Origin of the sequence: Bifidobacterium sp. CP2, assembly GCF_018555635.1 — a bacterium.
Lineage (GTDB): Bacteria > Actinomycetota > Actinomycetes > Actinomycetales > Bifidobacteriaceae > Bifidobacterium > Bifidobacterium saguinibicoloris.
The window spans coordinates 36,646-61,485 of the sequence record NZ_JAFEJX010000003.1 but is presented as its reverse complement, the minus strand read 5'-3'; the positions used below and the strand labels follow the sequence as shown (position 1 = coordinate 61,485).

Sequence of the window (24,840 nt, the reverse complement as noted above, 5' to 3'; positions counted from 1 at the left end):
AGCACAATATGGTCACCATGAACCGCAACAAGGTCGTCATCGTCGGCACCGGCCAGGTGGGCGCCACCGCGGCATTCGCCATCGTCACGCACGGCCTGTGCAACGAGCTTGTGCTCATCGACCACCTCGCCGCCAAGGCGACGGGGGAGAGCCATGACCTCGATGACGGCAGCGAGTTCCAGGACCGCCACGTCAAGGTGCGCACCGGCGAATACGCCGACTGCAAGGACGCGGACATCGTCGTCATCACCGTCGGCCGCAAGCCGCCGGCCAACTCCACGCGTCTGGCCGAACTCGGCTTCACCGTCGGCCTCGTCGGCGACGTCGTCGACCATGTCATGGCCTCCGGCTTCAACGGCGTGATCGTCATGGTGTCCAACCCGGTGGACGTGATGGCCTGGTATGCGTGGAAGCGCTCCGGTCTGCCGCGCACGCAGGTCCTCGGCACCGGCACCGCCCTCGACACCTCCCGCCTGAAGACCATCATCGGCGAGGAGACCGGCCTCGACCCGCGCAACGTGGGCGGCTTCGTCATGGGTGAGCACGGCGACTCCCAGTTCACCGCATGGTCCACCGTCTCCCTCGGCGGCAAGCCGTTCGCGTGCTTCCTCGCCGACAACCAGGACCGTTTCGCCTCCGTCTCCACCGCCGAGATCGAGGAGAAGACCCGCATGCGCGGCAACGAGATCGTCGCGGCCAAGGGCGGCACCAACTTCGGCATCGCCTCCACCGTGGCCGGCATCGTGCAGACGATTCTGTGGGACGAACGTCGCATCGTGCCCGTCTCCACACTGCTCGACGGCGAATATGGTGAGCACGACGTCTTCCTCGGCGTCCCCACCGAGCTGCGCGCCAACGGTGCCAACGAAATCGTCGAACTCGACCTGACCGACGAGGAGCACGCCAAGCTCCACCACTCCGCCGAGCTCGTCCGCTCCTACTGCGAGGGCCTGCTCTGACGGTCCCCGGACCATACGTGGCCGCCACATCGGAACCGACACGGGCGGCGGCCACATCCATGTCATGACGCAGGTCCGGCGGACCTGCGCATCGCACACCGCAACAAGGAAGCCAACATGACCGCACCCTCCCGCCTCATCGTCGCCGACCTCGACGGCACGCTCCTGCACGGCGCCCCCACATTCGAGGGCCGATACATCACCGAGCGTTCCGTGCATGCGGTCGAACGTCTCCACGACGCCGGATACCGGTTCGCGATCGCCACGGCGCGTCCGGTGAGCACCGGATACGTCTACGCGGAGAAACTGCCGGTGGACGCCTACATCTACCTCAACGGCGCGCTGATCGACTTCGCGCCGGCGCGGTCCGACTACGGCATGCTCACCTCCGGCGTGATGCCGACCGACGGGCACCTCATGAAGATCGGCTTCCCGTCGTCGCGCGCATGCGAGGTGTGCCGGATGTTTCTCGACGAGATTCCGGGGCTCAAAGTCGGCATCGTCATGGACGACGTGCGCTACACGAACTTCGACGTGAGCGTCTACTGGAAGACCCAGACCTGGCGGCTCACCGACTTCACCGACGTGCCCAAGGGCGTGGCCGACAAGCTCATCGTCTTCCCCGAGCCGGGGGAGCAGTGGGAACGCCTCGAGAGACTCGTCCCTCCGGACTTCGACGTGGCGATCTCCGAGGGCGTGATGTGGATGCTCATGAACCCGCTCGCCAACAAGCGCCACGCCCTTGAAACCCTGTGCGACCATATGGGCGTGCCGATCGGGAAGACCGTGAGCTTCGGCGACGACCTCATCGACATCGACATGATGACCGCCTCCGGGCGCGGCGTGGCCGTCGCCAACGCCAATCCGAAGGTCCTTGCGATCGCCGACGAGGTCTGCCCCGCCAACGATGAGGACGGCGTCGCCCAATGGATCGAGACGCACCTGCTCGGCTGAAGTTCAATTCACGGTGCGAGACATACGGCATGGCGAAATTGAACTTTGTCTTGAACCCGGACTAGCTTTTGAACCAATGTTCAACGTCGGCGCGGCGGCGTCGGCGCGAAATTGAACTTTGGTTTGGAGGAAGCCATGACCACTACGGTGTTCGCCGATCGCCTGCGCAATGCGATGATCGACAGGGGAATGAAACAGATCGATCTCGTCCACGCGGCCGAACGCCGGGGCGTCAAGATGGGCAAGAGCCATATCAGCCAGTACGTGGCCGGCAAGACCATGCCTCGCGAGGACGTGCTCGACTTCCTCGCCGGCGAGCTCAGGGTGGATGCCGGCTGGCTCCGCGGCGACGTCAGGGGAGAATCCGTCGGCAACCCGGACACGTTCTCCTCCGCCGCATATCCGGACTCGGAGGACACCGCCGAGAACGACCCGATCGTCGAACCGTCCCCGGAACCCACCCACGCCGAACGTCCATCGGGCGCGGCGGCGACCCCGTCCACCGACGGCGTCGCGCCCCGGCGTCGCGCATTCGGCAAGTCCCATAAGCTCGACAATGTCCTCTACGACGTGCGTGGCCCGGTCGTCGACGAGGCGGCCCGCATGGAGGCCGACGGCACCCACATCCTCAAGCTCAACATCGGCAACCCCGCGCCGTTCGGCTTCCGCACGCCGGACGAGGTCGTCTACGACATGGCCCACCAGCTGACCGAGACTGAAGGCTACTCGCCGTCCAAGGGCCTGTTCTCCGCGCGCAAGGCCATCATGCAGTACGCGCAGCTCAAGAACCTGCCCAACGTCACCATCGACGACATCTACACCGGCAACGGCGTGAGCGAGCTCATCAACCTGTGCATGTCCGCGCTGCTCGACGACGGCGACGAGGTGCTCATCCCGAGCCCCGACTACCCGCTGTGGACCGCCTGCGTGAACCTCGCCGGCGGCACCGCCGTCCACTATGTGTGCGACGAACAGTCCGAATGGTATCCGGACCTCGACGACATCCGTTCCAAGATCACCGACCGCACGGTCGCCATCGTGCTCATCAACCCGAACAACCCGACCGGCGCGCTCTACCCGAAGGAGGTGCTGCAGGAGATCGTCGACATCGCGCGCGAACACCAGCTCATGATCTTCTCCGACGAGATCTACGACCGTCTCGTCATGGACGGGCTCACGCACACGTCCATCGCCTCGCTCGCCCCCGACCTGTTCTGCGTGACGTTCTCCGGCCTGTCCAAGTCGCACATGATCGCCGGCTACCGCGTCGGCTGGATGGTGCTGTCCGGCAACAAGCGGATCGCCCGAGACTACATCGAGGGCATCAACATGCTCGCGAACATGCGCATCTGCTCGAACGTGCCCGCCCAGTCAATCGTGCAGACCGCGCTTGGAGGCCATCAGAGCGTCAACGACTACGTGGTGCCCGGCGGCCGCCTGTACGAGCAGCGCGAGTACATCTACGACGCGATCAACGCCATTCCAGGCCTGTCCGCCGTCAAACCGAAGGCCGCGTTCTACATCTTCCCGAAGATCGACGTCAAGCGGTTCAACATCCACGACGACGAGCAGTTCGCGCTCGACCTGCTGCACGACGAGCGCATTCTCATCACGCGCGGCGGAGGCTTCAACTGGGACAAGCCCGACCATTTCCGCATCGTCTACCTGCCGCGCATCGAGGTGCTGAAGGACGCCACCGCCAAGATCGGCGACTTCTTCTCCTACTATTGGCAGAACTGAGTCGATCTAGCGGTCGCGCCGACGGGTGCGCAGCTCCGGCAGCATCACCCGGAACAGCACGACCGCCAGCACCGCGGTGATGAGGTCGGCGAGCGCCTGCGCCGCGATCACGCCGGCGTATCCCGCCACGCGTGAGCCGACGAACAGCGTCAACGCGAGGACCACTCCCTGGCGTCCGATCGACAGCAGGAACGCGCCCAGCGCCTTGTCTGTCGACTGGAATGTGCAGGTCGTGACCATGACGACCGCCACGCACACGAGGCTCAGCAGCTGCACGCGCAGCATCCCGGCGCCCAAGGTGATGATCTTCCCGTCGGCGATGAAGAACCGCATGAGCAGGCGGTCGCACAGGCTCAGGACCACGGTCATGACCAGCGCGAACGAGCACAGGAACGTGTATGCGAAGCGCATCACCCCGGCCAGTCTCGTCATGTTCCGCGCCCCGTAGTTGTAGCCGATGAGCGCTGCGCGCCGAATGCGAATCCGACGAACACGAGCACCGCGATCATCACCACCTTGAGCGCGATGCCCATCGCCGCCACGGCGTCGGTGCCGTAGGGCAGCAGGAACAGGTTCACCATCACCATGCCGACGCTCTGCGTGAGGTTCGTGATCGCCGAGGGGATGCCGATGACGAGGATGTCGCGGATCTCGCGGCTCGTGATGTCGAGACGGCCGGCGCGCGTCGTGCGAGTTGCTGCGGTATCGTCAGCGGTGTCGACTGAGGCGTCGACGGTCCCGTCGCCGTCGTCCTTGTCGGACGTGCCGCTACTGCGGAACATGAGCTGCGGGTCGATGGACAGGTTTGGGCTGCGCTTCAGCAGGAACCATACGAAATACGCGTCCGTCAGGATGTTCGCGATGACCGTGGCGCCTGCGGAACCGGCCGCGCCCCAGCCGAACACGTGGATGAACAGCGGATTGAGGGCCACGTTGATCACGGTGCCGGCGACCGAGCCGATCATCGACTGCACCGCGTGCCCTTCGGTCCGGAGCATGTTCGTCGGCGTCATCGACACGATGATGAACGGCGAGCCGATGATGATCAGCGTGTAGAACTCGCTCGCCGACTCCCACGTGTCCGCGGTCGCGCCGAGCAGCGCGAGCATCGGATCGCGGAAGACCAGTCCCAATACCACGATGAGGATGCCGGTCGCGATCGCCGCGTAGAAGCAGAACACGCTCAGGCGTCGTCCATCGGCGAACCGGTGCCGGCCGAACAGGCGGGAGATGACCGAGCTGCCGCCAAGGCCGAAGATGTCTCCCAGCGCAATCATCACCGTGAACACCGGGGCCGTGAGCGAGACACCGGCCACCATGGCCGTGTCGCCGGTATGCGCGATGAAGTACGTGTCCACCATGTTGTACACGAGCGTGACCAGCATGCTCAGCACCACCGGCATCGCGAGCGCGAAATACGCCTTCGGGATCGGCGCCCGTTCGAACAGTTCGCTGTCCATCGTCTTCTCCTGCCTCCTCATGCCGTCCGCCGCATCCGTGACGTGGGCATTGTATCCGTGACAGTGCGGACAACGACACGCCAGGATGAGGATGTCCATTGGCCGTATCCGCCGCACTCCGCCGCTCCTCGCCGAACCCGCCACGCGCCGTCGCCATGCCTGACGGGCATGAACCGCGCGTCGCCTCCGGTATTTGCCTGGACGGGCCATGCCTCATACGCTGGGAGCGTCGGGGTCATCGGAACCGGCGGAATCATCGAAACCATCGAAACAACCCGAAGGCGGCGGCCGTCGCGGCGCGGCCGCCGGGAAGGAAGGACACGTCATGTTCGGCAGGAAGAAGGGCGGCCTGTTCGCCGACGACAAACCCACGCTCGGCCAGTGCGATCCGGAGTTCATCGAACTGTTCACGAACTTCGCCTACGATGAGGTCGTCAACGAGCCCGGGGCGAACCACCCCGACCTTGATGACGCCACCCGTTCGATGGCCATCCTCGCCACGCTCCTCGGATGTCAGAGCGAGGACGCGTTCGGGACGATGCTGCCGGTCGCGCTCGATGGGGGAGTGACGCCGGTACAGGTCAAGGAGATCGTCTACCAGGCCGTCGCCTACCTTGGGTTCGCTCGCGTCATGCCGTTCCTGACCATCGTCAACGAAACGCTCGTCGCTCGCGGAGTCGACCTTCCGCTTGAAGGCCAGTCCACCACCACACCGGAGACGCGCGCCGAAGCCGGCGAGCGTTCACAGATCGAGATCTTCGGCGAGGGCATGCGCGGTTTCGCACAGTCCGGCCCCGAGGAGACCCGCCACATCAACAAGTGGCTCGCCGACAACTGCTTCGGCGACTACTACACGCGCGGCGGGCTCGACACGCGTCACCGCGAGATGATCACCCTCTGCTTCCTCGCCGCGCAGGGCGGCTGCGAGCCGCAGCTCGTCGCGCATGCGAAGGCCAACATCGCCGTCGGCAACGAGAAGCGCTTCCTCATCGCCGTCGTCTCCCAGACGATGCCCTACATCGGCTATCCGCGCACGCTCAATGCCTTGCGCTGCATCGACGAGGCCGCCGACGCAGCGCAAGGGACGGCGGACAAGGCGAGGACGGAGTGACGTCGGAACCGTCGGCGGCCGATGACGGTCCCGACGGCATGGAGGCGGTCCGTCGTCGACGTCACCGCCTGCGCACGAGGGAATCGACGACGCCGACCATCACGCCCAGAACGGCCGGCGTCACCCAGCCGAGCTGATCGCCCTGCAACGGCAGCATCGCCAACACGGCATCCAGCCACGGGAGCACGCCCTCGAATCCGAACACGGCGAGCAGTGACGAGATGCAGCCGCCGAACGCGACGATGCCGACCAGCAGCACGGTCCAGAAGTACACGCGCGAGAACTTCGAACCGAGCACCCGGTGCGTGAGCGCGAGCAGCACCAGCACGATCGCCATCGGATACAAGGCGGACAGCACCGGCACCGACACCTTGATGATGAGGCTCAGCCCCGCGTTCGACACCACGAAGCTGAACACGGTGAACAGCACCTGCCATGCGCGGTAGCTCACCGCATGTCCGCCGATGACGGGGAACCGCTTATGGAAGTAGGTCGCACAGGTGCAGATCAGGCCGGTGCACACGTTGAGGCAGGCGATGACGAATACGACGCCTAGGAACGCGGTGCCGGCCGTGCCGAAGATCGACGAGGTGAGGTTGGTGAGCACCGTGGCGCCCGTGTCCGTGGACGGGTCGATCGCCGTGATCGCCCCGGAGACGACGCCCACGTAGCTCAGCGCGCCGTAGATGAGGATCAGCAGCGCCCCGGTGCCGAGACCTGCGTACGCGGTCTCGGTCTGCACCTGACGCTCGTCGTCGACCTGTTGCGCGCGGATGTTCGCCGAGATCACGATGCCGAAATACAGTGCGGCCAACAGGTCCATCGTCTGGTAGCCGTCGAGGAAGCCGCGCGCCAGCTGGCCGGTCGCATAGTCGCCCGAGGGTGTGGCCGCCGCGCCGACACCGTGTACGAGACAGGCGGCGAACAGCACGGCGATGAGGATGAGCAGCAGCGGGCCCATGAAGCGGCCCAATACCTTGGAGAGTTTCTCCGGGTGCTGGGCGAACAGGAACGATAGGGCGAAGAACGTCAGCGAATAGACGAGCTGGACGATCCAACGAGGGGCCGATTGCGGGTCGTCGGAGATGAAGGGCGCGACCATCATCTCGAACGAGGTGGTCGCCGTACGTGGAATCGCGAAGCACGGCCCGATGGTGAGGATGATCGCCAATCCGAGCCACAGGGAGAACCTGGGGGAGACGCGTCCGGCGAGTCCGTCGAAGCCGCCGGAGAACGTGACCGCGAGCACGCCGAGAATCGGCAGACCGACCGCGGAGACGATGAACCCGATGGCGGCGGGCATGGCCGCCGAGCCCGCCTGTGCGCCGACGAACGGCGGGAAGATCAGGTTCCCCGCGCCGAAGAACATCGAAAAGAACGTGAACGTCATCACCAGACGTTGGCGTGCGGTCAGTGTCATGAGCGTGTCCTCTCTCTTCCGTGGCGGTCCGTTCTTCCGCTGTGCGGCATCACCCACCATAAACGGGGAGGCTCCCGACCTTGCGGTCGGAAGCCTCCCCGTTTCAGCTATGCAGCCGTTATATGGACGCTCGTGGAACGTCCGTGGCGATCATCTCAGCCGTTGACGCGGTCGATGCCGGCCTGCACGTCGGCCAGGACCGAATCCCAGGACTTGATGAAGGCGGCGACGCCGTCGGCCTCGAGCTTGTCGGTGACGTCCTTGAGGTTGATGCCCAGCTCGGCCAGCTTGTTGATGATGGCGTGGGACTCCTCGTAGGTGCCCTCGATGGACGGGGCGCCGTTGCCGTGGTCGGCAAGGGCGTTCAGGGTCTTCTCAGGCATGGTGTTGACGATGTGCTTCGCGACGAGCTCATCGACGTACTTGCAGTCGGAGTAGGCCGGGTTCTTGGTGCCGGTGGAGGCCCACAGCGGACGCTGGACCTTGGCGCCCTTGGCGGCCAGCTCGGCCCAACGCGGATCGTTGGCGAACTTGTTCTCGAACAGCTCGTAGGCGAGACGGGCGTTGGCGACGGCGGCCTTGCCTTCGAGGGCCTTGGCCTCATCGGAGCCGTTGGCTTCCAGCAGCTTGTCGACCGCGGTGTCCACGCGGGAGACGAAGAAGGAGGCGACGGAGCCGATGTGCTTCAGGTCGTGGCCGTTGGCGGCGGCCTGGGCGATGCCCTCGATGTAGGCGTCGATGACCTGCTCGTAGCGCTCGAGCGAGAAGATCAGGGTGACGTTGACGGAGATGCCCTTGGCCAGGGTGGCGGTGATGGCCGGCAGGCCCTCGAGGGTCGCCGGGATCTTGATCATCGCGTTCGGACGGTTGACCTTCTCCCACAGCTCGACGGCCTGCTTCTCGGTGGCCTCGGTCTCGTGGGCCAGACGCGGGTCGACCTCGATGGACACGCGGCCGTCGACGAAGTCGGTCTTCTCGGCGATCTCACGGAAGATGTCGGTGGCGTTGCGCACGTCGGTGGTGGTGAGCTCGCGCACGGCGGTCTCGACGTCGACCTTGCCCAGCTCCTTGAGCTGCGCGTCGTACGGGCCGACCTGGCTCAGGGCCTTCTGGAAGATGGACGGGTTGGTGGTGACACCGACCACGTTCTTGTTGGCGATGAGGTCCTGCAGGGAGCCGGACTCGATGCGGGAGCGGGACAGGTCGTCCAGCCAGATGGAGACGCCGTTGTCGGACGTACGCTGAGTTGCTTCAGTCATTGATTATCTCCTTGATTCCTTAGTGGATCAAAACTTGGATGATGGCGTGCGGCGGCACGTCACAGCGGCCGCCGCACGCCGGGGGACGGGCTCCTCGTCTCATGCGCTGCTGCATGCCGCGTGGAACCCGTCGGCGAATCACTTGGCGGCTTCGACCTCGGCGATGGACGCCTTGGCGGCCTCAACCACGTGCTCGGCGGTGATGCCCAGATCGATCATGTTCTGAGCGCCGTTGCCCTGCAGGCCGAACTGCTCGATGGAGACGGGCTTGCCGTAGGAGCCGAGGTACTTGTACCACGGCATCGCCACGCCGGCCTCGACGGAGACGCGGGCCTTGACGGCGGCCGGAAGCACGGCCTCCTTGTACTCGGCGTCCTGCTCCTCGAACCACTCCATGGACGGCACGGAGACGACGCGGGCCTTGACGCCCTCGCCGGCCAGGGTCTTGGCGGCGGAGACGGCCCACTGGACCTCGGAGCCGGAGGCCATGATGATGACGTCCGGGGTGCCCTCGGTGTCGACCAGGACGTAGGCGCCCTTGCGGACACCGTCCTTGGCCTTGGCGGCGGTCTCGGCGAGCGTCGGAACGCCCTGACGGGTCAGCACCATGGCGCCCGGCAGCGTGTTCTTCTTCTCGAAGAAGTAGCGGTAGGCCTCGGCGGTCTCGAAGGCGTCGGCCGGGCGGATGACCTCGAGCTGCGGGATGGCGCGGAAGGAGGCCAGGTGCTCGATCGGCTGGTGGGTCGGACCATCCTCGCCGACGGCGACGGAGTCGTGCGTCCACACGTACAGGTTCGGGATCTCCATGAGGGCGGCCAGACGGACGGCGGAGCGCTCGTAGTCGGAGAACATGAAGAAGGTGCCGCCGAACGGACGGGTGTGGGAGCCCAGCAGGATGCCGTTGGTGATGCAGCCCATGGTGAACTCGCGCACGCCGAAGTGCAGCTGGCGACCGAACTCGTTGCAGTTCGGCCACTGGACGGTGGCGCACTCCGCCGGGGCGAAGGTGGCGGCGCCCTTGAGGTCGGTCTTGTTGGAGCCGCCGAGGTCGGCGGAGCCGCCCCACAGTTCCGGCATGACGGCCGCGATGGCGTTGAGGACGGAGCCCGAGACGCCACGGGTGGCGACGCCCTTGCCGACCTCGAAGGTGGCCTCGAGGTCGTCGATGGCCTTGTCGAAGCCTTCCGGCAGCTCGCCGGCCTTCAGACGGTCGTACAGGGCGGCCTTGTCCGGGTTGGCCTTGCGCCAGGCCTCGAACTTCTCGTCCCATTCCTTGTGGGCCTCGAGACCGCGCTCGGCGACCTTGCGGGCGTGGGCAAGGGCCTCCTCGTCGACGTGGAAGGACTCCTCCGGGTCGTAGCCGAGGAGCTTCTTGAGGCCGGCGACGGCCTCGGCGCCCAGCTTGGAGCCGTGGGAGGACGGATCGTTGGTCTTGCCCGGGGTCGGCCAGGCGATGAGGGAGTGGACCTTGATGAGCTTCGGCTGGTCCGGGGCGGCGGCCTCGGCCTTGGCGATGACGTCGGCCAGGCCCTCGATGTCCTCCTTGTAGGAGCCGTCGGGCTGGATGAAGCTGAACTCGTCGGTGTACCAGCCGTAGGCCTGGAAGCGCTTGAGCACGTCCTCGGCCAGCACCAGGTTGGTGTCGCCCTCGATCTGGATGCGGTTGGCGTCGAAGATCACGGTCAGGTTGCCGAGCTTCTGGTTGGCGGCCAGCGAGGCGGCCTCGCCGGAGATGCCCTCCTCGATGTCGCCCTCGCCGCAGATGGCCCAGATCTTGTGGTAGAACGGGGACTCTTCCTTCGGGGTGTTCGGATCGAGCAGGCCGCGCTGGAAACGCTCGCCGTACGCGAAGCCGATGGCGGAGGCGAAGCCCTGGCCCAGCGGGCCGGTGGTCATCTCGATGCCCGGGGTCAGGCCGTACTCCGGGTGGCCCGGGGTGCGGGTGTCGGCGCCGCCGCGGAAGTGCTTGAGGTCGTCCAAGGTGACGCCGTAGCCGGAGAAGTACAGCTGGACGTACTGGGTGAGGGATGCGTGACCGCCCGAAAGGATGAAGCGATCGCGGCCTTCCCAGTTGGGATCGTTCGGATCATGCTTGATGAAGTGCTGGTACAGGGTGTAGGCGACGGGCGCCAGGGAGATGGGGGAACCGGGGTGGCCGGAACCGGCCTTCTCAACCGCGTCGGCCGACAGGACCTTCGCCATCTTGATGGCGCGTTCGTCCAGTTCGGTCTCCTTGAATTCGGTCATGGATTACTTTCCTTCCAATTGGTCGGGCCGCGTATCCGGCTTGTGCCGAGCGCAAGACGCCCTCACATTGCGTTACCCATGCTACCGTCCTTTCGCGACGTAGCGGTGTGATTTTTGGCGTGTTTTGGTAAGTTCTGTTCTGTTAGCGTTCACAATGCGGTGCGGTTCGCCGCCGACGAACGGATTAGCACTCGGCATGCCGGAGTGCTAATACAATATTCGTGTAAGAGAGCGGCCTGTCGGGGCGGTTCCGAGGCCGACGGGAGGTGTTCCGGTCGGCCGGGAGGGACGATTCCGTGGCCGCGCGGCGTCGGGGAAGGACGTGCGTCGGCACGCCGTCGACCACGACGCGAACTGTTGGTGAACATCGTCCGATGCCTACGTACCGGACGGCATGGCAAGGAGGTGCGCATGCGGCAATCGAGACGCATGCTGGTGTTGCGCGCCGTCGTCGAGGACTACATACGTTCGCAGGAGCCGGTGGGGTCGACGTCGCTCACCAGGCAGCATGACCTGGGCGTCAGTTCGGCCACCGTGCGCAACGACATGGCCGCGCTCGAGGACGACGGATACCTCATCCAGCCGCATACCTCGGCCGGTCGCGTACCCACCGAGAAAGGGTATCGGTACTTCGTGGACCGTCTCGCCACGGCCATGCCCCTGTCGGCGGCGCAGCGCCGCGGCATCGACGGTTTCCTGTCCGGATCCGCGAACCTGCAGGACACGCTGCAGCGGGCGGCGAGACTCCTCGCCCAGATCACCGGGCAGGTCGCCGTCGTCGCGTCGCCGTCCCTCGCCAAATCGACGTTGCGGCACGTCGAGCTCGTCCCCGTCTCGATGACGGTGGTCCTCGCCGTCGTCATCACCGACACCGGACGGGTGGCGCAACGCACCCTCCCCGTCCCGTCCATGCCGTCCGGCGAGGCGATCGGACGCGTGTGCGACGCGGTCAACGCCGGATGCGCGGACGCTCCGCTGTCCATCGCGGCCCGTCGGACCAGGGGCATGGCGTCCGATGCCTCCTTCAGGAGCGAACGCGCGTTGGTAGAGGAGCTCGCCGACGCGTTCGAGGACATGGCGGACGGCGAACAAACCAGCGAGCTGTACATGTCCGGGGCGTCCAGCCTGGCCCATCAGCGGACGCTGTCCGACCTCGGGCCGTTGTTCGATGCGCTCGAGGAGCAGGTGGTGCTCATGAAGCTCATGAGCGCGTTGAGCGAGGAGTCGACGCGCGGCGACGGCGTCGGCGTCGCCATCGGGTCCGAAACGCACACGCCGGGACTGCTGCATGCATCGGTCGTATCCAGCGGATACGGGCACGCGGAATCCGAACCGTCCGAAGAGGACGGCGACGGGACGGCGCGTCTCCTCGACCAAGGCGACGCATCCGATGACGGACGGGACGCGGCATCCGTCGCGCCCATCCACGATGCGGCCGGTCGGCCGGTCGCCTTCGTCGGCTCCATCGGCCCGACCCACATGGACTACGCCGCGACCATCGCCGCCGTCCGGGCGGTCGCACGTTACCTGACGGACTTCCTGGCCGACGGCGAACCCTCGCCGGAGGACGGGGCGGACGCATCGCCGGCAGCCGACGGGACGTCGGACGGGCATGCGGAGGCGACCCTCGGGGCGTCCGGATCCGCATCCGCGCGGAATCCCTCCGGTCCCGATCGCCGGGAGCCCTGACCCCGCCTTATGGCACAATAACCCGCTAGTAACCAACTGAAATAAAGGACCGAACGAACCGTGGCAGACTACTACGAGGTGCTGGGCGTCGAACGCACCGCGAGCGAAGAGGAAATCAAGAAGGCCTATCGCAAGATGAGCCGCAAATACCATCCCGACATCGCCGGACCCGAGTTCGAGGACAAGTTCAAGGAGGTCAACAACGCCTACGAGGTGCTGAGCGACCCCGACAAGCGGCGCATGTACGATTCCGGCGTCGACCCCAACGATCCGAACGCCGGTGCGGGCTTCGGCCAGGGCGGCTTCGGCATGGGCGACATGGGCGACGTGTTCAGCACGTTCTTCGGCGGCGCGTTCGGCGGCGGATCGCAGGGCCCTACGCCGCGCACGCAGCCCGGCCGCGACGCGCTGGCCAGCATGAGCATCGACCTCAGGACCGCCGTGTTCGGCGGCACCGAACAGGTGCGCGTCACCACCTTCGGACTGTGCCCCGACTGCTCCGGATCCGGGTCGGCGGACGGCTCGAGGCCCACGCCGTGCCCCGACTGCCACGGCAGCGGCTTCCGTCAGAAGGTGGTACGCACCATGCTCGGGCAGATGATGACCTCCGCGCCGTGCGAGCGCTGCGAGGGACATGGCGACATCATCGGCAAGCCGTGCCCCTCCTGCATGGGGCATGGCCGCGTCCGCGTCACCCGCAACGTAGGCGTGAAGGTGCCCGCGGGCATCCGTGACGACTCCCGCATCCGTTTGGCCAACCAGGGCGAGGTCGGCGAGGGAGGCGGTCCGGCGGGCGACCTGTACGTCGACATCCGCATCAAGTCCGACAAGCGCTTCACCCGTGACGGCGACGACCTCCACTGCTGGGTGCGCGTGCCGATGAGCTGGGCCGTGCTCGGCCATGACCTGGAGATCGACACGTTCGACGGCAAGCGCACCGTAAGCGTGCCGGCGGGGTGCCAGCCCGAGGACACCGTCACCCTCAAGGGGCTCGGTGTGGCCAAGCTGCGCGACCCCGAACAGCGCGGGGACCTCGTCGCGCACATCGCCGTGGAGATTCCCACCAGGCTCAACGATGAGGAGCGGGACCTCATCACCCGCTTCTCCGAATCGCACGACGGCGACGCCTCCCATGTGGCGCAGAGCTCGCGCCCCGCCTCCGGCGCCGCCGGCGGCAGGAAAGGCTTCTTCAGCAAGCTGAAGGACGCGCTGAGCTGAGCGAGGTTTGGAAGATGCGGATGGGCCGCCTTCCCGCGAATGTGGGAAGGCGGCCCGTCCGCATCTATGGCATCGGGTCATAGACGGATGTCGCGACCGAGATAGTCGATGATGTCCTGTTCGGTCACCGGTCGGTCGGCGTAGATTCGCCGCGGCGCGTCATCCTGTGCGGCGGCGTCGAAGTCGTTGCGCACGTCCACGAATCCCAGCCGGTCGGCGATGAGATGGGCGGTGTGGTTGCGTGACAGCGTGTTCATGAAGACCGGGGCGTCGCCGTCGAAGTGTCGTGCCGCCTTCAGCGCCCATTCGGCGATGTAGGTGGCGTATCCGTGATGCCATTGTCCGGGCATGATCCAGAAACGCAGGTTCCATGCCCGGCCGACGCGGCGGATGCCGCCGGCACCGACGAACATGCCGGACGGGGTGCGTGCGATCCAGTATCCGATGTGGTCCCGCTCCCAATCCTCGATCCATGCGTCGAGACGACGCCTGGTCCGGACGATGTCGGTGTCGGGCAGTCCCGGGAGATTCCACCATGTTCGCGGGTCGGCGTACATGGCATCGAGGTCCTCGAGGTCCTCCGACGTCGGTGTCTTCAGATTTGGTGGGAACACGCGTCGTCTACCGTCGGCGTGCCTATCGGGGTTGCCTCCATGTTCGGGGGTGGTGGATTGTTGCTGTGGCCTCTGATTCTTCGTATGAAAGTTGCTCATACCCCCGTGATAAAACTATGCCCCCATATTATGGTGAGGTTGTCACTATGTGGTCATTTTTGGCCATTTTTGGTGTGATTCTCGTTTTCCGGCCGTTCCGAGGCATGGTCCGTCGGTTGTTTCGGGTGCTATCCCGTCCTTCCGTCCCGTCCTCCTATTCCGTCCGGAAACAGGGAAGGGGCGTCGCCTCCGATCGGGATGGATCGGAGGCGACGCCCCTTCAGACCAGGTTTCGGTTCCGCCCGCTCGGGAACGGGGCCGTCAGCCGGCCACCGACGGATCGATCGCGGGCAGCACGCCGGTGATCAGCAGCAGCGCCACGACGACGGCCAGCGCGATGCGGTAGATGGCGAACGCCTTGTAGGAGAACGTGCTCACGAACTTCAGGAAGCCGATGATCACGATGTAGCCGATGAAGAACGCGACGACGGTGGCAGCGATCGTCGGGCCCCAGCCGGGCCAGACATCGGCGCCGCCGATGGCCGCGCACGCCTTCACGTCGCCGCCGTCGCACGCGCTGACGTCCTTGATGGCGGACACCGATTCGAGAATCCCGGCGCCGAACACGGCGGGAATCGCCATGAGGAAGCTCACGCGCACGGCATCCTCGCGCGTGTAGCCCATCGCACGGCCGAACGTGATGGTGCCGCCGGAGCGGGAGACGCCCGGAATCAGGGCGAGCATCTGACCGACGCCGAACAGGAGCGCATCCTTGACGGTCATCTGCTTCATGGTCTTGACCTGCTTGGAGCGGGCGTCGAAGATCCACAGCAGCACGCCGAACACGGCGAGCACGGTGACCGTGATCCACAGGTTGCGCAGCGTCGTCTCGATCATGTCCTTGAACAGCAGTCCAGCCACGAGGATCGGCAGCGTGCCGATGATGATGAACCATCCCATCTGCGTGTCCGGGTTCTTCGCGCCGAGACGGGACCTGATGTCGGTCCCTTCCTTGCCGAACAGGGAGCCGAACCATGCGCCCAGGATGCGGATGATGTCGCGGCGGTAGAACAGGATCACCGCCAGTTCCGTGCCCAGCTGGATGATGGCGGTGAACGCGGCGCCCGGATCGGAGCCGATCATCAGATCGCCGATGATCCGGATATGCGCGCTGGACGACACCGGCAGATACTCGGTCAACGCCTGGACGAAGCCGAGGAATATAGCCTGAAAGAAATTCATAACCCTTCCAACCTCAGTGGATATACATGTATCGGGTGCGACGATTTCATCGATTGCCCTGCCCACTGTACTCAATGGGGTCTAAGACCACGCTTGCGTCGGGCGCCGTCGGCGGATGTCTTGCACAATGCACACAATGAGGCCATCGGTGGGGCCGCCGTGCCGATGCCGATTCCGATGCCGGGCGGATCGCCGCGGCAATGCGATGAAGGAGCGTTTCATGGACAAGTACCGCAAGAGCAGGGCGTTCGCGCCGAAGGGTTTCTTCGAATGCGAGGGGAGGGGGCTGCAGTGGCTCGGCGAGGCCATGGCGCAGGGTGGTCCCCGCGTGGTGCAGGTGATCGGATGGGGAGATGGATACCTCGACATCGAGAAGGTGCATTCCGCCATGCCGACGGTCAAAGCGGCGCATGACTTCGGCGCCGCGCTCGCCCGCATGCATGATGCCGGCGCCCCGCATTTCGGTTCCGCGCCCGCAGGCTACGACGGCACCTGCTACTTCGGGCCGCTGCAGGATCCGGTGCCGATGGACACCGGCGCGTGGGACGATCCCGCCACCTATTTCGCCGAAGGCCGTCTGCTGCCGATGGTCGAGCTCGGCATGCGTCGCGGCGAACTCGACAAGCACGACATGGAACTCACGCAGCGCGTCGTCGACGCCCTGCCCGACCTGCTCGGCCGCGCCGCGGACGACAAGCCGGCGCGCGTGCACGGCGACCTCTGGAGCGGCAACGTGATGTGGACCGCCGACCGCGGCTTCAGCGAGGCGGTACTCATCGACCCCGCGGCGCATGGCGGCCACCGCGAGGAGGACCTTGCGATGCTTGGTCTGTTCGGCATGACCTATCTGCGCGACATCCTCGACGGATACCAGTCCGTCCATCCGCTGAAGGCCGGATGGGAGGAGCGCATGACGCTGTGGCGGCTCTATCCGATTGCGGGGCACTGCGTCTTCTTCGGCGGCGGCTACGTAAGCGAATACCGGTCCATGTGCCGTTCGCTGCTGGGATGAGGCACGCCGCCGGGATGGCGGTCGCGGCGGGCCGCGTGATGGTCTCCCGCGGTATGGTCATAGGTTCTTCAGGAAGTCCTCCGTCTCCCTGACGAGCTGTTCGGCCCGGCCCGTGGCGTCCCCGACGTCGTGACGGGCCCTGTCGGCGGCATCCCGGTCACGTTCGAGATGCCGCACGTATTCGGCGAGCTGGTCGCTGCAGCGCGTGAGCATCGTGACCTTGGCCCTCCAGGCGTCCGCTCGTTCGTTCAGGGAACCGGCGTCGAGAGAGGTCCCCATCTCCCGTTCGAGGGCATGCAGCAGGGAGAGTGTGGCCTGCGGGCAATCGTCGGAGCCGGCATACTGGGGGATGGACACCCAGATGGAGGCGGTGTCGAACGATTGCTCACGGGCCATGTCGTCCAGCACGGTGGGGATGCCCACGGGGCCCGTGTAGCCTTCCGCGTCCGATTCGCCGCAGGCGCAGGAACCGTCGTGACGGCCGGCCGCGTATCCGCCGTGCGTCACATCCACAGGGAGCGGACGCGTATGCGGGCAGTCGGCGTACATCGAGCCGAGCGTGATAATGCGGTCCACGTCGAGTTCGTCGGCGATGCGCAGGCTCTGGCGGCAGTATTCGCGCCACCGGTAGTTGGGTTCGGGTGCGATCTGCGCGTAGACGACCCGGTCGGGGGAGAGTTCGATTTCGTAGAACGTCGTCTGCGGCCAGATGATGCGCGGCCGTCCGGTCACCCGGCACAGCATCGGACGCGACACTTGATAGTCGTAGTATCCGTCGCAGCTGATGTGCCGGATCTCCCGGGCGTCATACCGATCCACCAGATGACGGATCATGTTCGTCGCCGACTGGCAGGCGTCGTTCCATCCGTCGAATGCCGCAATCAGGACGCGCCGTCCTTCGACTCGTTCCTCACTCATGCCTCCTACGATAATGTGCCGGTGCCGCGGTGCGGCATCATTCCGCCGGTTTTTCGCCATGGGCGTGCGTCGTTCCGGGCGTGCGACACGCCGTGTTTGGCAAAACCGTGCGACGTCGTTATAGTAGTGCCTCGTGCTTCGGCGGCGATGACCGCCGAGACCGCGTGCGGACATAGCTTAGTTGGTAAAGCGCAACCTTGCCAAGGTTGAGACCGCGGGTCCGAGTCCCGTTGTCCGCTCTAAGGTCCGAAGGGTTGACGACCTTACGGTGGGTTAGCCAAGCGGTTAGGCAGCGGCCTGCAAAGCCGTATAGACGAGTTCGACTCTCGTACCCACCTCTCGGACGGCCGGTGACACGGCCGGAAGAGCATGACCCGGGCGGTTGGCGCAGAGGTAGCGCACTTCCCTGACACGGAAGGGGTCACAAGTTCGAATCTTGTATCGCCCACTCGGACCGATAGGGTCCGGTATCCGATAACTGAATATCATTGCAGGGGCGATTGGCGCAGCGGCTAGCGCACTTCGTTCACACCGAAGGGGTCGTAGGTTCGATTCCTACATCGCCCACTGGAATCCCGCTTCTCACGGCGGGAATCCTCTGCGGACATAGCTTAGTTGGTAAAGCGCAACCTTGCCAAGGTTGAGACCGCGGGTTCGAGTCCCGTTGTCCGCTCCATGTCACCCCGCCGATCGGCGGGGTTTTTGTTTTCCGGCGATTATCCTCCCGGCCTCTCGGCCATCGGTTGTCCGGCCGCACCGATTGTGAAGATTCATCGGGGCTCTATCCACATTCCTCTGCGCGGCTGGACCTGGTTCATCGTCACTGGAATCGTGGAACCACGAGGAGCCTACCGGACGGGCAGGCGCTCCCCGCGCATCCGACGGCGCGACGCCGACGGATGGACCACGGACGAAGGAGTCGACATGGACAGGGAATACGAACGGAGAAGACGGCGCAGACGCGCCGTCCGGCAACACGACGCGAGGAACAGGCGTTCACGGGACGACGTGCGCATGCGGCGTCGCCTCATCGTCATGATGACGGCGTCCGCGCTGCTGTCATCCACCGGCATCGCGCTGACGCGTGACGGCGTGGGACCGGCCTTTGCCGGCGAACCAGGGGACGTGGACGGGTGCGTCGCGGCGATGACCTGGCCGTTGGACGAAGCGCGCGTCGCACGCGGATTCGACGGACCGGAACAACCTTGGATGGCCGGGCATCGGGGCGTCGACCTCGAGGCGGGAGCGGGGGAGCGGATCCTCTCACCCGCTGACGGCGTCGTCTCCTTCGCCGGGGACGTCGCCGGCAAGCAGGTGGTGAGCATACGGCATGACGGCCTCGTCTCCAGCTTCGAGCCCGCCGTCACCGACCTCGGCGCCGGAGCGGCCGTCACGCGCGGAGCACCCTTCGCGCAGGTGGCGGACCGTTCCGACCATTGCGACGGCGTGTGCCTGCACTGGGGCGTGCGTCGCGGAGGCGAGCGGTACATCGATCCGGAAGGCATGACGACCCCGCGGCGCATCGCATTGAAGCCGTACGACCGATGACCGTCACGGGGACAAGGGACTACAATCGGTGGCGTCCACAGCATCAATAGGGGAACACGTATGATCAAGGAATATCTCAGGCCGCTGGAACAGCCGATCGACACCGACGGGAACCTGTTCTCGATTCTCGAGGACCGCGCCGCACGCAGGCCGGACGATTCGCTCGTCGAGTACAAGGACCCGCGGACGGGCGCATGGGAGTCCTTCACCGCGGCCGGATTCAGGGACAAGGTCGTCGCGTTGGCCAAGGGGCTCATCGCCCGGGGCGTCATGCCCGGCGACGCGGTGTCCGTGATCTCCAAGACCCGCTGGGAATGGACGGCGCTCGACATGGCCATCATGTCCATCGGCGCGCTCACCGTGCCGGTGTATGAGACGAACTCGGCCACGCAGGTGAGCATGATCTTCAACGATTCGAAGGTGCGGATGGCGTTCGCGGAGAACGACATGCAGCGTGACAAGATCGAGTCCGTACGTGACGAGTGCTCCGATCTCGGCGATGTGTACGTCATCGACTTCGGAGCGCTCGACACCATCGAGGAGTACGGCAGGACCGTCACCGACGCCGAATTCCGCGAGCGGGAACGTGCGGTGCGCGGCACCGACCTCGCCACCATCGTGTACACGTCCGGTTCGACCGGCACGCCCAAGGGCGTCGAGCTGAGCCACGGCAACTTCCTGTTCATCACCTACTCCGGCGTCCGCTCCATGCCGGACATCGCGATGCCGGAACACGCCCGCCTGTGGCTGTTCCTGCCGCTCGCCCACGTGTTCGCCCGGTACATGCAGTTCTTCTGCTTCGCCGGCAACGTCACGCTGGGCCTGTCCGGCAACCTGAAGACGATCCTGTCCGACTTCGCCGCGTTCAAGCCGACGTTCATCCTCGCCGTGCCCCGCATCTTCGAGAAGATCTACAACGCCGCCTCGCAGAAGGCCGGCGCCGGATTGAAGGGGCGCATCTTCGCCGGCGCGACCGGCGTGGCCCGTGTGTGGAGCGCGGCGCAGCAGTCCGGGCCGATTCCGTTCTGGCTGAATCTCAAGCATGCGGTGTATTCCAGGCTCGTCTACCGGTCGATCATGCAGGTGTTCGGAGGCCACGTCGAATATGCGGTGTGCGGCGGCGCCCCGCTCGACAAGTCGATTGCGCATTTCTTCAACGGCATCGGCCTCCCGCTGCTCGAGGGCTACGGCATGACCGAGACCTGCGCCCCCGCCACCGTCAACCCCACGACCGGATACCGCATCGGCACCATCGGCCTGCCGATGCAGGGCACCGCGGTCGGCATCGCCGAGGACGGCGAACTGTGCATCAAGAGCCCGGCGGTATGCGTCGGCTACCACAACCATCCCGAGGTCACCAGGCAACAGATTGTCGACGGTTGGCTGCACACCGGCGATCTGGGATCGCTCGACGATGACGGTTTCGTGAGCGTGACCGGCCGCAAGAAGGACCTCATCATCACCGCCGGCGGCAAGAACGTCTCCCCGGGCGAACTGGAGGCGTCGGTGATGACCTCCCCGGTCGTCAACCAGTGCGTGGTCGTCGGCGACCGCAAGCCGTTCGTCGCCGCGATCGTCGCCCTCGACCTCGCCGAGACCAATACATGGCTCGAGGCGCAGGGCGCCGCGCCATGCGCGAGCCTCGCCGAGGCGGCCCGCAACCCCATCGTGTACGCGGAGGTGGAACGCGCCGTCAACAAGGCGGACGAACTGGTCTCCCGAGCCGAGTCGATTCGCAAATTCGAGATCGTGCCCGACGACTTCACCGAGGACAACGGACTCGTCACCGCATCGATGAAGGCCCGCCGCGAGGCCATCACCGAGCGCTACCGCGACCTCATCGACAACGTGATCTACGCCGGCAAGCGCTGAGACGGACCGGGACGTCCGAAGATGCGGCGAGGCCCGCGCCGATCGGCGCGGGCCTCGCCATGGTGCCGGTCCGATGCCGGTCACGTGGCGGCGTCACTGACGCGGCGCGGTCCTCTTCGTGTACATCTGCGTGGCGAGCAGCGTGGCGTAACGCTTGATGACCTTCGGACGGATGACCTTCATCGACGCGGTCATGAGCCCGTTCTCCTGCGTGAACTCCTCGGGCAGGATGATGAACTTGCGTACGGATTCGGCGCGGGAGACGCCCTCGTTGGCCTGATCGACCCACTTCTGCACTTCGGCGCGCACGGCGGCATTGGCCGCGGCCTCCTCCATCGGCATGTCTTCATCCAGTCCCTTCGCCGCGAGCCACGGGCGCAACGACTCCTCGTCCAATGTGATGAGGGCGGAGATGAACGGGCGCTTGTCGCCGAGGACCAGCGCCTGCGAGACGATCTCGCAACGCTGGATGACCTCCTCGATGGGCCCGGGGGACACGTTCTTGCCGCCGGCCGTGATGATGAGGTCCTTCTTGCGGCCGGTGATGTACAGGAAGCCGTCGTTGTCGATACGCCCCAGATCGCCGGTCGCATACCAACCGTCCTCGGTGAAGGAGGTCTCGGTGGCCTCCTCGTTCTTATGGTAGCGGGGGAACACGGCGCGTCCCTTGACCTGGATCTCGCCGTCCTCCGCGATGCGCAGCGAGAATCCCGGGAACGCGATGCCGACCGAACCGGCATGGAACGGGACGCCCAGCACGTTGAACGAGCACGGGGCGGTCGTCTCGGTCAGACCGTAGCCCTCATACACGGGCACGCCGGCGCCGCGGAAGAACGCCATGAGTTCCGGATCGAGCGGGGCGCCGCCGGCGACGATCCACTTGGCGCGGCCGCCCAGCACCTCGCGCAGCGACTTGTAGACCAGCGGATCGAACGCGGCCCGCTTCGTACGGGCCAGGGCCCCCGCGTGACCCTTCTCGGAGACTTCCTTCATATAGTTCTGCGCGGCGACGACGGCGGAGGCGAACACCATGCCCTTCGCTCCGTGTCCGGCCTTCTGCGAGGCGGCGTTGTACACCTTCTCCAGCACGCGGGGCACGACGATCATGATGGACGGCTTCGCGACCTGCAGGTCGGAGATCAGCGTCTTGATGCCGGTGGCGATGTAGATGTGGACGTCGGAGGCGACGACGATGTAGTTGATGGCGCGTGCGAACGAATGCGCCTGAGGCAGGAACAGCAGGATCGTGTTCCTCTTGTCGTGCAGCAGGCCCGGCATGTAGTCGGGCAGGTTCAACGCAGTCTGGCAGTAATGCTCGTGCGTCATCTCCACGCCCTTCGGCGCGGCGGTGGAACCGGACGTGTAGACGATCGAGCACAGGTCGGTCTTCTGCACCGAGTCGATGCGCTCGTCCAGCTCCTCGTCGGACACCGACTTGCCGTACGCCTTGATCTCGTCCAATCCGCCGGTCTCGATGCACACGATGTGCTCCAGCGACGGGCACTCCTCGACGGCGCCATCGGCCTTGTCCCGCATGGCGGTATCCTGCACGATGAGCAGGCGGGCGTCGGAGTTGTTGACGATGTTGCGGATCTGCTCCGCGGAATCCGTGTCGTAGATTGTGGCGAGCACGCCTCCGCACGCCATGACGGCCGCATCGGTCAGATCCCACTCGTAGGAGGTGCGGCACATGAACGCCACGCCGTCGCCCTTCTTCAGACCGTAGTGCAGCAGGCCTTTGGCGATCTCACGCACCTCCGCGAGGAACTCGTTCGCGGTCTTCGTCACCCACTCGCCGTTCTCCTTGTACGTGTACAGCGGATCGTCGCCCATGCGCGCGGCGCGGTCGGCGTAGATGTCGTAGATCGACGTGCCCATGTCCAGCGGGGGGTTGCCCTGCGTGGAGGTGGTCAGCAGGCCCGAGGCCGGGTCGATTTCCGTCACCGTGGGACGGTCGGGCCCCCAGACGTCGGTGTGGGGGAGTTCGATGGATTCCTCGCGGACGATGTCCTCTCCCGCGTAGTCGGGCTCGCTGCCCGAATCATCCCCGACCGGATGCACGAAGTCGGTGCCGAGATGCAACGCCTTCCGCGTGATGTTCGTGGTTTGCTGTTTCAGCGTGGAAAAAACGGACACGTGAAGCTCCTTGCCCAATCTCTGCAATGTCCTGTCTCAAAGGAGCAAGTCTAGTCGTCTTCGCGCGACACGTCACCTTACGGTGGCGTAGGCGTCATATGCGCCGCCGGCCTCGAATGCCGCGACCGTCGGCGTGGGACGGCCCAAAAGGCGGATGATTCGTCGTCCGGTGAGCACTTTCGGCTACACTGTTCGGCGTAATGACCTACACGGCCAATGTCAGAAAGGGCTCTCATGGCTGGAATCAAGGAAGCCACGGTGGCTTTCGGTGTGCTGGGCGAGACGTCGGATGTCGAATCCCGCGTCGCGTTGACCCCGGACATCGTCACCAGGCTCGGCAGGAGCGGCGTCTCCTGCCTCATCGAACGCGGCGCCGGCGCCGCGGCGCAATACACGGACGAGGACTACGAGAAGGCGGGGGCGACCGTCGCCACGCGCGACGAGGTGATCGCCAAGGCCGACGCGCTCGGTTTCGTCGACCGTCCGGACGCCTCCGTCATCGCCAAGCTGCGGAAGGGACAGTGGGTGATCGGCATGCTCGGCTCCTTCACGGACGCCGACTACGTCGCCTCGCTCGAAAAGGCGGGCGTCGTCGGCGTGGCGATGGAGAAGCTGCCCCGCCAGCTTTCCAGCGCGCAGTCGATGGACGAGATGACCTCGCAGAACTCCGTGATGGGCTACAAGGCCGCGATCCTCGCCGCCGACGCGTATGGCTCCTTCCTGCCGATGATGACCACCGCCGCCGGCACCATCCGTCCGGCGAAGGCCCTGGTGCTCGGCGCCGGCATCGCGGGGCTCCAGGCCATCGGTACGCTGCGCCGCCTCGGCGCGGTCGTCACCGCGTACGACGTGAGACCCGCCTCCAAGGGCGAGGTCGAGTCGCTCGGTGCGAAGTTCCTCGATCTGGGACTCGACTTCTCCAAGGGACAGGGCGAGGGCGGCTATGCGCGCGCCCTGACCCCCGAGGAGCAGGCCCAGCAGCAGGCCGCGGTCGACGCGAAGGCCGCCGGATTCGACATCGTCATCACCACCGCCAAGGTCCCCGGCAGGAAGCCGCCGGTCCTGCTCACCAAGGCCGGCGTCGACGGCCTGCACCGCGGAGCCGTGATCGTCGACTGCGCCGCCTCCGATCTCGGCGGCAACGTCGAGGGGTCCGCGGTCGGCACGCACGTGACCGACGGCGGCGTCACCATCATCGGCGCGCCGTACCTCGCCTCCGGCGTCGCCACCACCGCGTCCAACCTGCTCGCCCGCAACGTGGCCGACGTGCTCGCCCACTTCGTGCGCGACGGGAGGCTCTCGCAGGACCTGAACGAGGAGCTCGACTCCGCGCTCGTCGTGGCCGGCCGCGCCGAGGCCCCGGTCGAAGGCAAGTCCGAAGAGAAGAAGTAAAGGAAAGGGG

General features: G+C 65.8%; 16 protein-coding genes, 5 tRNA genes and 2 pseudogenes. 15 read left to right on the top strand and 8 right to left on the bottom strand.

Translation table 11 applies throughout. The annotated features are described in order from the left end of the window. The first annotated feature begins 8 nt into the window (after nt 1-8). The 3 genes from JS531_RS02930 to JS531_RS02920 all read left to right on the top strand — a co-directional run bounded on the left by JS531_RS02930 (nt 9) and on the right by JS531_RS02920 (nt 3,653). Entirely contained in the window at nt 9-959 is a 951-nt protein-coding gene (locus tag JS531_RS02930; protein ID WP_214312427.1) for an L-lactate dehydrogenase, read from the top strand. Between the two features lie 117 nt (nt 960-1,076). Further along, the gene (locus tag JS531_RS02925) at nt 1,077-1,913 is read left to right on the top strand and encodes an HAD family hydrolase (RefSeq protein WP_214312425.1); all 837 of its coding nucleotides are present in this window, start codon (nt 1,077-1,079) and stop codon (nt 1,911-1,913) included. Nucleotides 1,914-2,048: 135 nt separating this feature from the next. Then, nucleotides 2,049-3,653 (top strand): aminotransferase class I/II-fold pyridoxal phosphate-dependent enzyme, encoded by a 1,605-nt coding sequence (locus JS531_RS02920; RefSeq protein WP_217625623.1) that lies wholly within the window; start codon nt 2,049-2,051, stop codon nt 3,651-3,653. Nucleotides 3,654-3,659: 6 nt separating this feature from the next. Here the strand turns inward: JS531_RS02920 and JS531_RS02915 are convergent. Continuing rightward, nucleotides 3,660-5,113 (bottom strand): annotated as a pseudogene (locus JS531_RS02915) (MATE family efflux transporter). Between the two features lie 325 nt (nt 5,114-5,438). Here JS531_RS02915 and JS531_RS02910 point away from each other — a divergent pair. Next, a complete protein-coding gene (locus tag JS531_RS02910; protein WP_214312423.1) occupies nt 5,439-6,224 on the top strand; it encodes a carboxymuconolactone decarboxylase family protein in 786 nt (261 codons plus the stop codon). 61 nt (nt 6,225-6,285) lie between these two features. Here the strand turns inward: JS531_RS02910 and brnQ are convergent, their stop codons facing one another. The 3 genes from brnQ to tkt all read right to left on the bottom strand — a co-directional run bounded on the left by brnQ (nt 6,286) and on the right by tkt (nt 11,150). Next, the gene (brnQ, locus tag JS531_RS02905) at nt 6,286-7,644 is read right to left on the bottom strand and encodes a branched-chain amino acid transport system II carrier protein (RefSeq protein ID WP_240542004.1); all 1,359 of its coding nucleotides are present in this window, start codon (nt 7,642-7,644) and stop codon (nt 6,286-6,288) included. 155 nt (nt 7,645-7,799) lie between these two features. Next, nucleotides 7,800-8,903 carry a transaldolase gene (tal, locus tag JS531_RS02900; RefSeq protein WP_214312415.1) on the bottom strand — a complete coding sequence of 368 codons (1,104 nt, stop codon included), beginning with the start codon at nt 8,901-8,903 and terminating at the stop codon, nt 7,800-7,802. A 138-nt stretch (nt 8,904-9,041) separates the two neighbouring features. Beyond that, the gene (gene tkt, locus JS531_RS02895) at nt 9,042-11,150 is read right to left on the bottom strand and encodes a transketolase (RefSeq protein ID WP_214312413.1); all 2,109 of its coding nucleotides are present in this window, start codon (nt 11,148-11,150) and stop codon (nt 9,042-9,044) included. A 411-nt stretch (nt 11,151-11,561) separates the two neighbouring features. Here tkt and hrcA point away from each other — a divergent pair. Further along, nucleotides 11,562-12,701: pseudogene (hrcA, locus tag JS531_RS02890) on the top strand (heat-inducible transcriptional repressor HrcA); the annotation flags it as partial. A gap of 198 nt (nt 12,702-12,899) precedes the next feature. After that, complete coding sequence (dnaJ, locus tag JS531_RS02885; protein WP_214312409.1) at nt 12,900-14,057, top strand: molecular chaperone DnaJ; 1,158 nt, start codon at nt 12,900-12,902, stop codon at nt 14,055-14,057. Nucleotides 14,058-14,134: 77 nt separating this feature from the next. On the opposite strand, the gene JS531_RS02880 is transcribed toward dnaJ, so the two are convergent. Further along, on the bottom strand, nt 14,135-14,671 hold the full coding sequence (locus JS531_RS02880; RefSeq protein WP_214312407.1) for a GNAT family N-acetyltransferase: 537 nt from the start codon (nt 14,669-14,671) through the stop codon (nt 14,135-14,137). Nucleotides 14,672-15,031: 360 nt separating this feature from the next. Further along, a complete protein-coding gene (locus tag JS531_RS02875; RefSeq protein WP_214312405.1) occupies nt 15,032-15,952 on the bottom strand; it encodes an undecaprenyl-diphosphate phosphatase in 921 nt (306 codons plus the stop codon). Nucleotides 15,953-16,172: 220 nt separating this feature from the next. Here JS531_RS02875 and JS531_RS02870 point away from each other — a divergent pair, with 220 nt between their 5' ends. Continuing rightward, nucleotides 16,173-16,964, top strand: a complete 792-nt coding sequence (locus tag JS531_RS02870; protein ID WP_214312403.1) for a fructosamine kinase family protein — start codon at nt 16,173-16,175, stop codon at nt 16,962-16,964. 57 nt (nt 16,965-17,021) lie between these two features. Here the strand turns inward: JS531_RS02870 and JS531_RS02865 are convergent, their stop codons facing one another. Then, nucleotides 17,022-17,882: a PAC2 family protein gene (locus JS531_RS02865; protein ID WP_214312394.1), complete on the bottom strand. Its 861-nt coding sequence runs from the start codon at nt 17,880-17,882 to the stop codon at nt 17,022-17,024. 166 nt (nt 17,883-18,048) lie between these two features. Between JS531_RS02865 and JS531_RS02860 the strand changes: the two genes are divergently transcribed. The 7 genes from JS531_RS02860 (at nt 18,049) to JS531_RS02830 (ending at nt 21,302) form a co-directional block, all read left to right on the top strand. After that, nucleotides 18,049-18,121: transfer RNA gene (locus JS531_RS02860), tRNA-Gly, on the top strand. Between the two features lie 28 nt (nt 18,122-18,149). Beyond that, nucleotides 18,150-18,220 (top strand) — tRNA-Cys (locus tag JS531_RS02855). 38 nt (nt 18,221-18,258) lie between these two features. Beyond that, nucleotides 18,259-18,330: transfer RNA gene (locus JS531_RS02850), tRNA-Val, on the top strand. A gap of 46 nt (nt 18,331-18,376) precedes the next feature. Beyond that, nucleotides 18,377-18,449: transfer RNA gene (locus JS531_RS02845), tRNA-Val, on the top strand. Between the two features lie 33 nt (nt 18,450-18,482). Continuing rightward, nucleotides 18,483-18,558: transfer RNA gene (locus JS531_RS02840), tRNA-Gly, on the top strand. A gap of 248 nt (nt 18,559-18,806) precedes the next feature. Then, nucleotides 18,807-19,430: a M23 family metallopeptidase gene (locus JS531_RS10965; RefSeq protein WP_240542003.1), complete on the top strand. Its 624-nt coding sequence runs from the start codon at nt 18,807-18,809 to the stop codon at nt 19,428-19,430. Between the two features lie 60 nt (nt 19,431-19,490). Then, complete coding sequence (locus tag JS531_RS02830) at nt 19,491-21,302, top strand: AMP-dependent synthetase/ligase (protein ID WP_214312392.1); 1,812 nt, start codon at nt 19,491-19,493, stop codon at nt 21,300-21,302. Nucleotides 21,303-21,395: 93 nt separating this feature from the next. Here JS531_RS02830 and JS531_RS02825 read toward each other — a convergent pair whose 3' ends face one another. Next, nucleotides 21,396-23,438 (bottom strand): AMP-binding protein, encoded by a 2,043-nt coding sequence (locus JS531_RS02825; protein WP_214312390.1) that lies wholly within the window; start codon nt 23,436-23,438, stop codon nt 21,396-21,398. Nucleotides 23,439-23,672: 234 nt separating this feature from the next. On the opposite strand from JS531_RS02825, the gene JS531_RS02820 reads away from it, so the two are divergent. Continuing rightward, nucleotides 23,673-24,830: an NAD(P) transhydrogenase subunit alpha gene (locus tag JS531_RS02820; RefSeq protein WP_214312388.1), complete on the top strand. Its 1,158-nt coding sequence runs from the start codon at nt 23,673-23,675 to the stop codon at nt 24,828-24,830. The last annotated feature ends 10 nt before the right edge of the window (nt 24,831-24,840 follow it).

Excerpts from the sequence above, each read along its gene's own strand:
- JS531_RS02925 (WP_214312425.1), top strand. The coding sequence starts at position 1,077 with ATGACCGCACCCTCCCGCCTCATCGTCGCCGACCTCGACGGCACGCTC.
- JS531_RS02875 (WP_214312405.1), bottom strand. The coding sequence starts at position 15,952 with ATGAATTTCTTTCAGGCTATATTCCTCGGCTTCGTCCAGGCGTTGACC.
- JS531_RS02910 (WP_214312423.1), top strand. The coding sequence starts at position 5,439 with ATGTTCGGCAGGAAGAAGGGCGGCCTGTTCGCCGACGACAAACCCACG.
- JS531_RS02920 (WP_217625623.1), top strand. The coding sequence starts at position 2,049 with ATGACCACTACGGTGTTCGCCGATCGCCTGCGCAATGCGATGATCGAC.
- JS531_RS02870 (WP_214312403.1), top strand. The coding sequence starts at position 16,173 with ATGGACAAGTACCGCAAGAGCAGGGCGTTCGCGCCGAAGGGTTTCTTC.
- JS531_RS10965 (WP_240542003.1), top strand. The coding sequence starts at position 18,807 with ATGGACAGGGAATACGAACGGAGAAGACGGCGCAGACGCGCCGTCCGG.
- JS531_RS02865 (WP_214312394.1), bottom strand. The coding sequence starts at position 17,882 with ATGAGTGAGGAACGAGTCGAAGGACGGCGCGTCCTGATTGCGGCATTC.
- tkt (WP_214312413.1), bottom strand. The coding sequence starts at position 11,150 with ATGACCGAATTCAAGGAGACCGAACTGGACGAACGCGCCATCAAGATG.
- brnQ (WP_240542004.1), bottom strand. The coding sequence starts at position 7,644 with ATGACACTGACCGCACGCCAACGTCTGGTGATGACGTTCACGTTCTTT.
- JS531_RS02830 (WP_214312392.1), top strand. The coding sequence starts at position 19,491 with ATGATCAAGGAATATCTCAGGCCGCTGGAACAGCCGATCGACACCGAC.
- JS531_RS02820 (WP_214312388.1), top strand. The coding sequence starts at position 23,673 with ATGGCTGGAATCAAGGAAGCCACGGTGGCTTTCGGTGTGCTGGGCGAG.
- tal (WP_214312415.1), bottom strand. The coding sequence starts at position 8,903 with ATGACTGAAGCAACTCAGCGTACGTCCGACAACGGCGTCTCCATCTGG.
- JS531_RS02930 (WP_214312427.1), top strand. The coding sequence starts at position 9 with ATGGTCACCATGAACCGCAACAAGGTCGTCATCGTCGGCACCGGCCAG.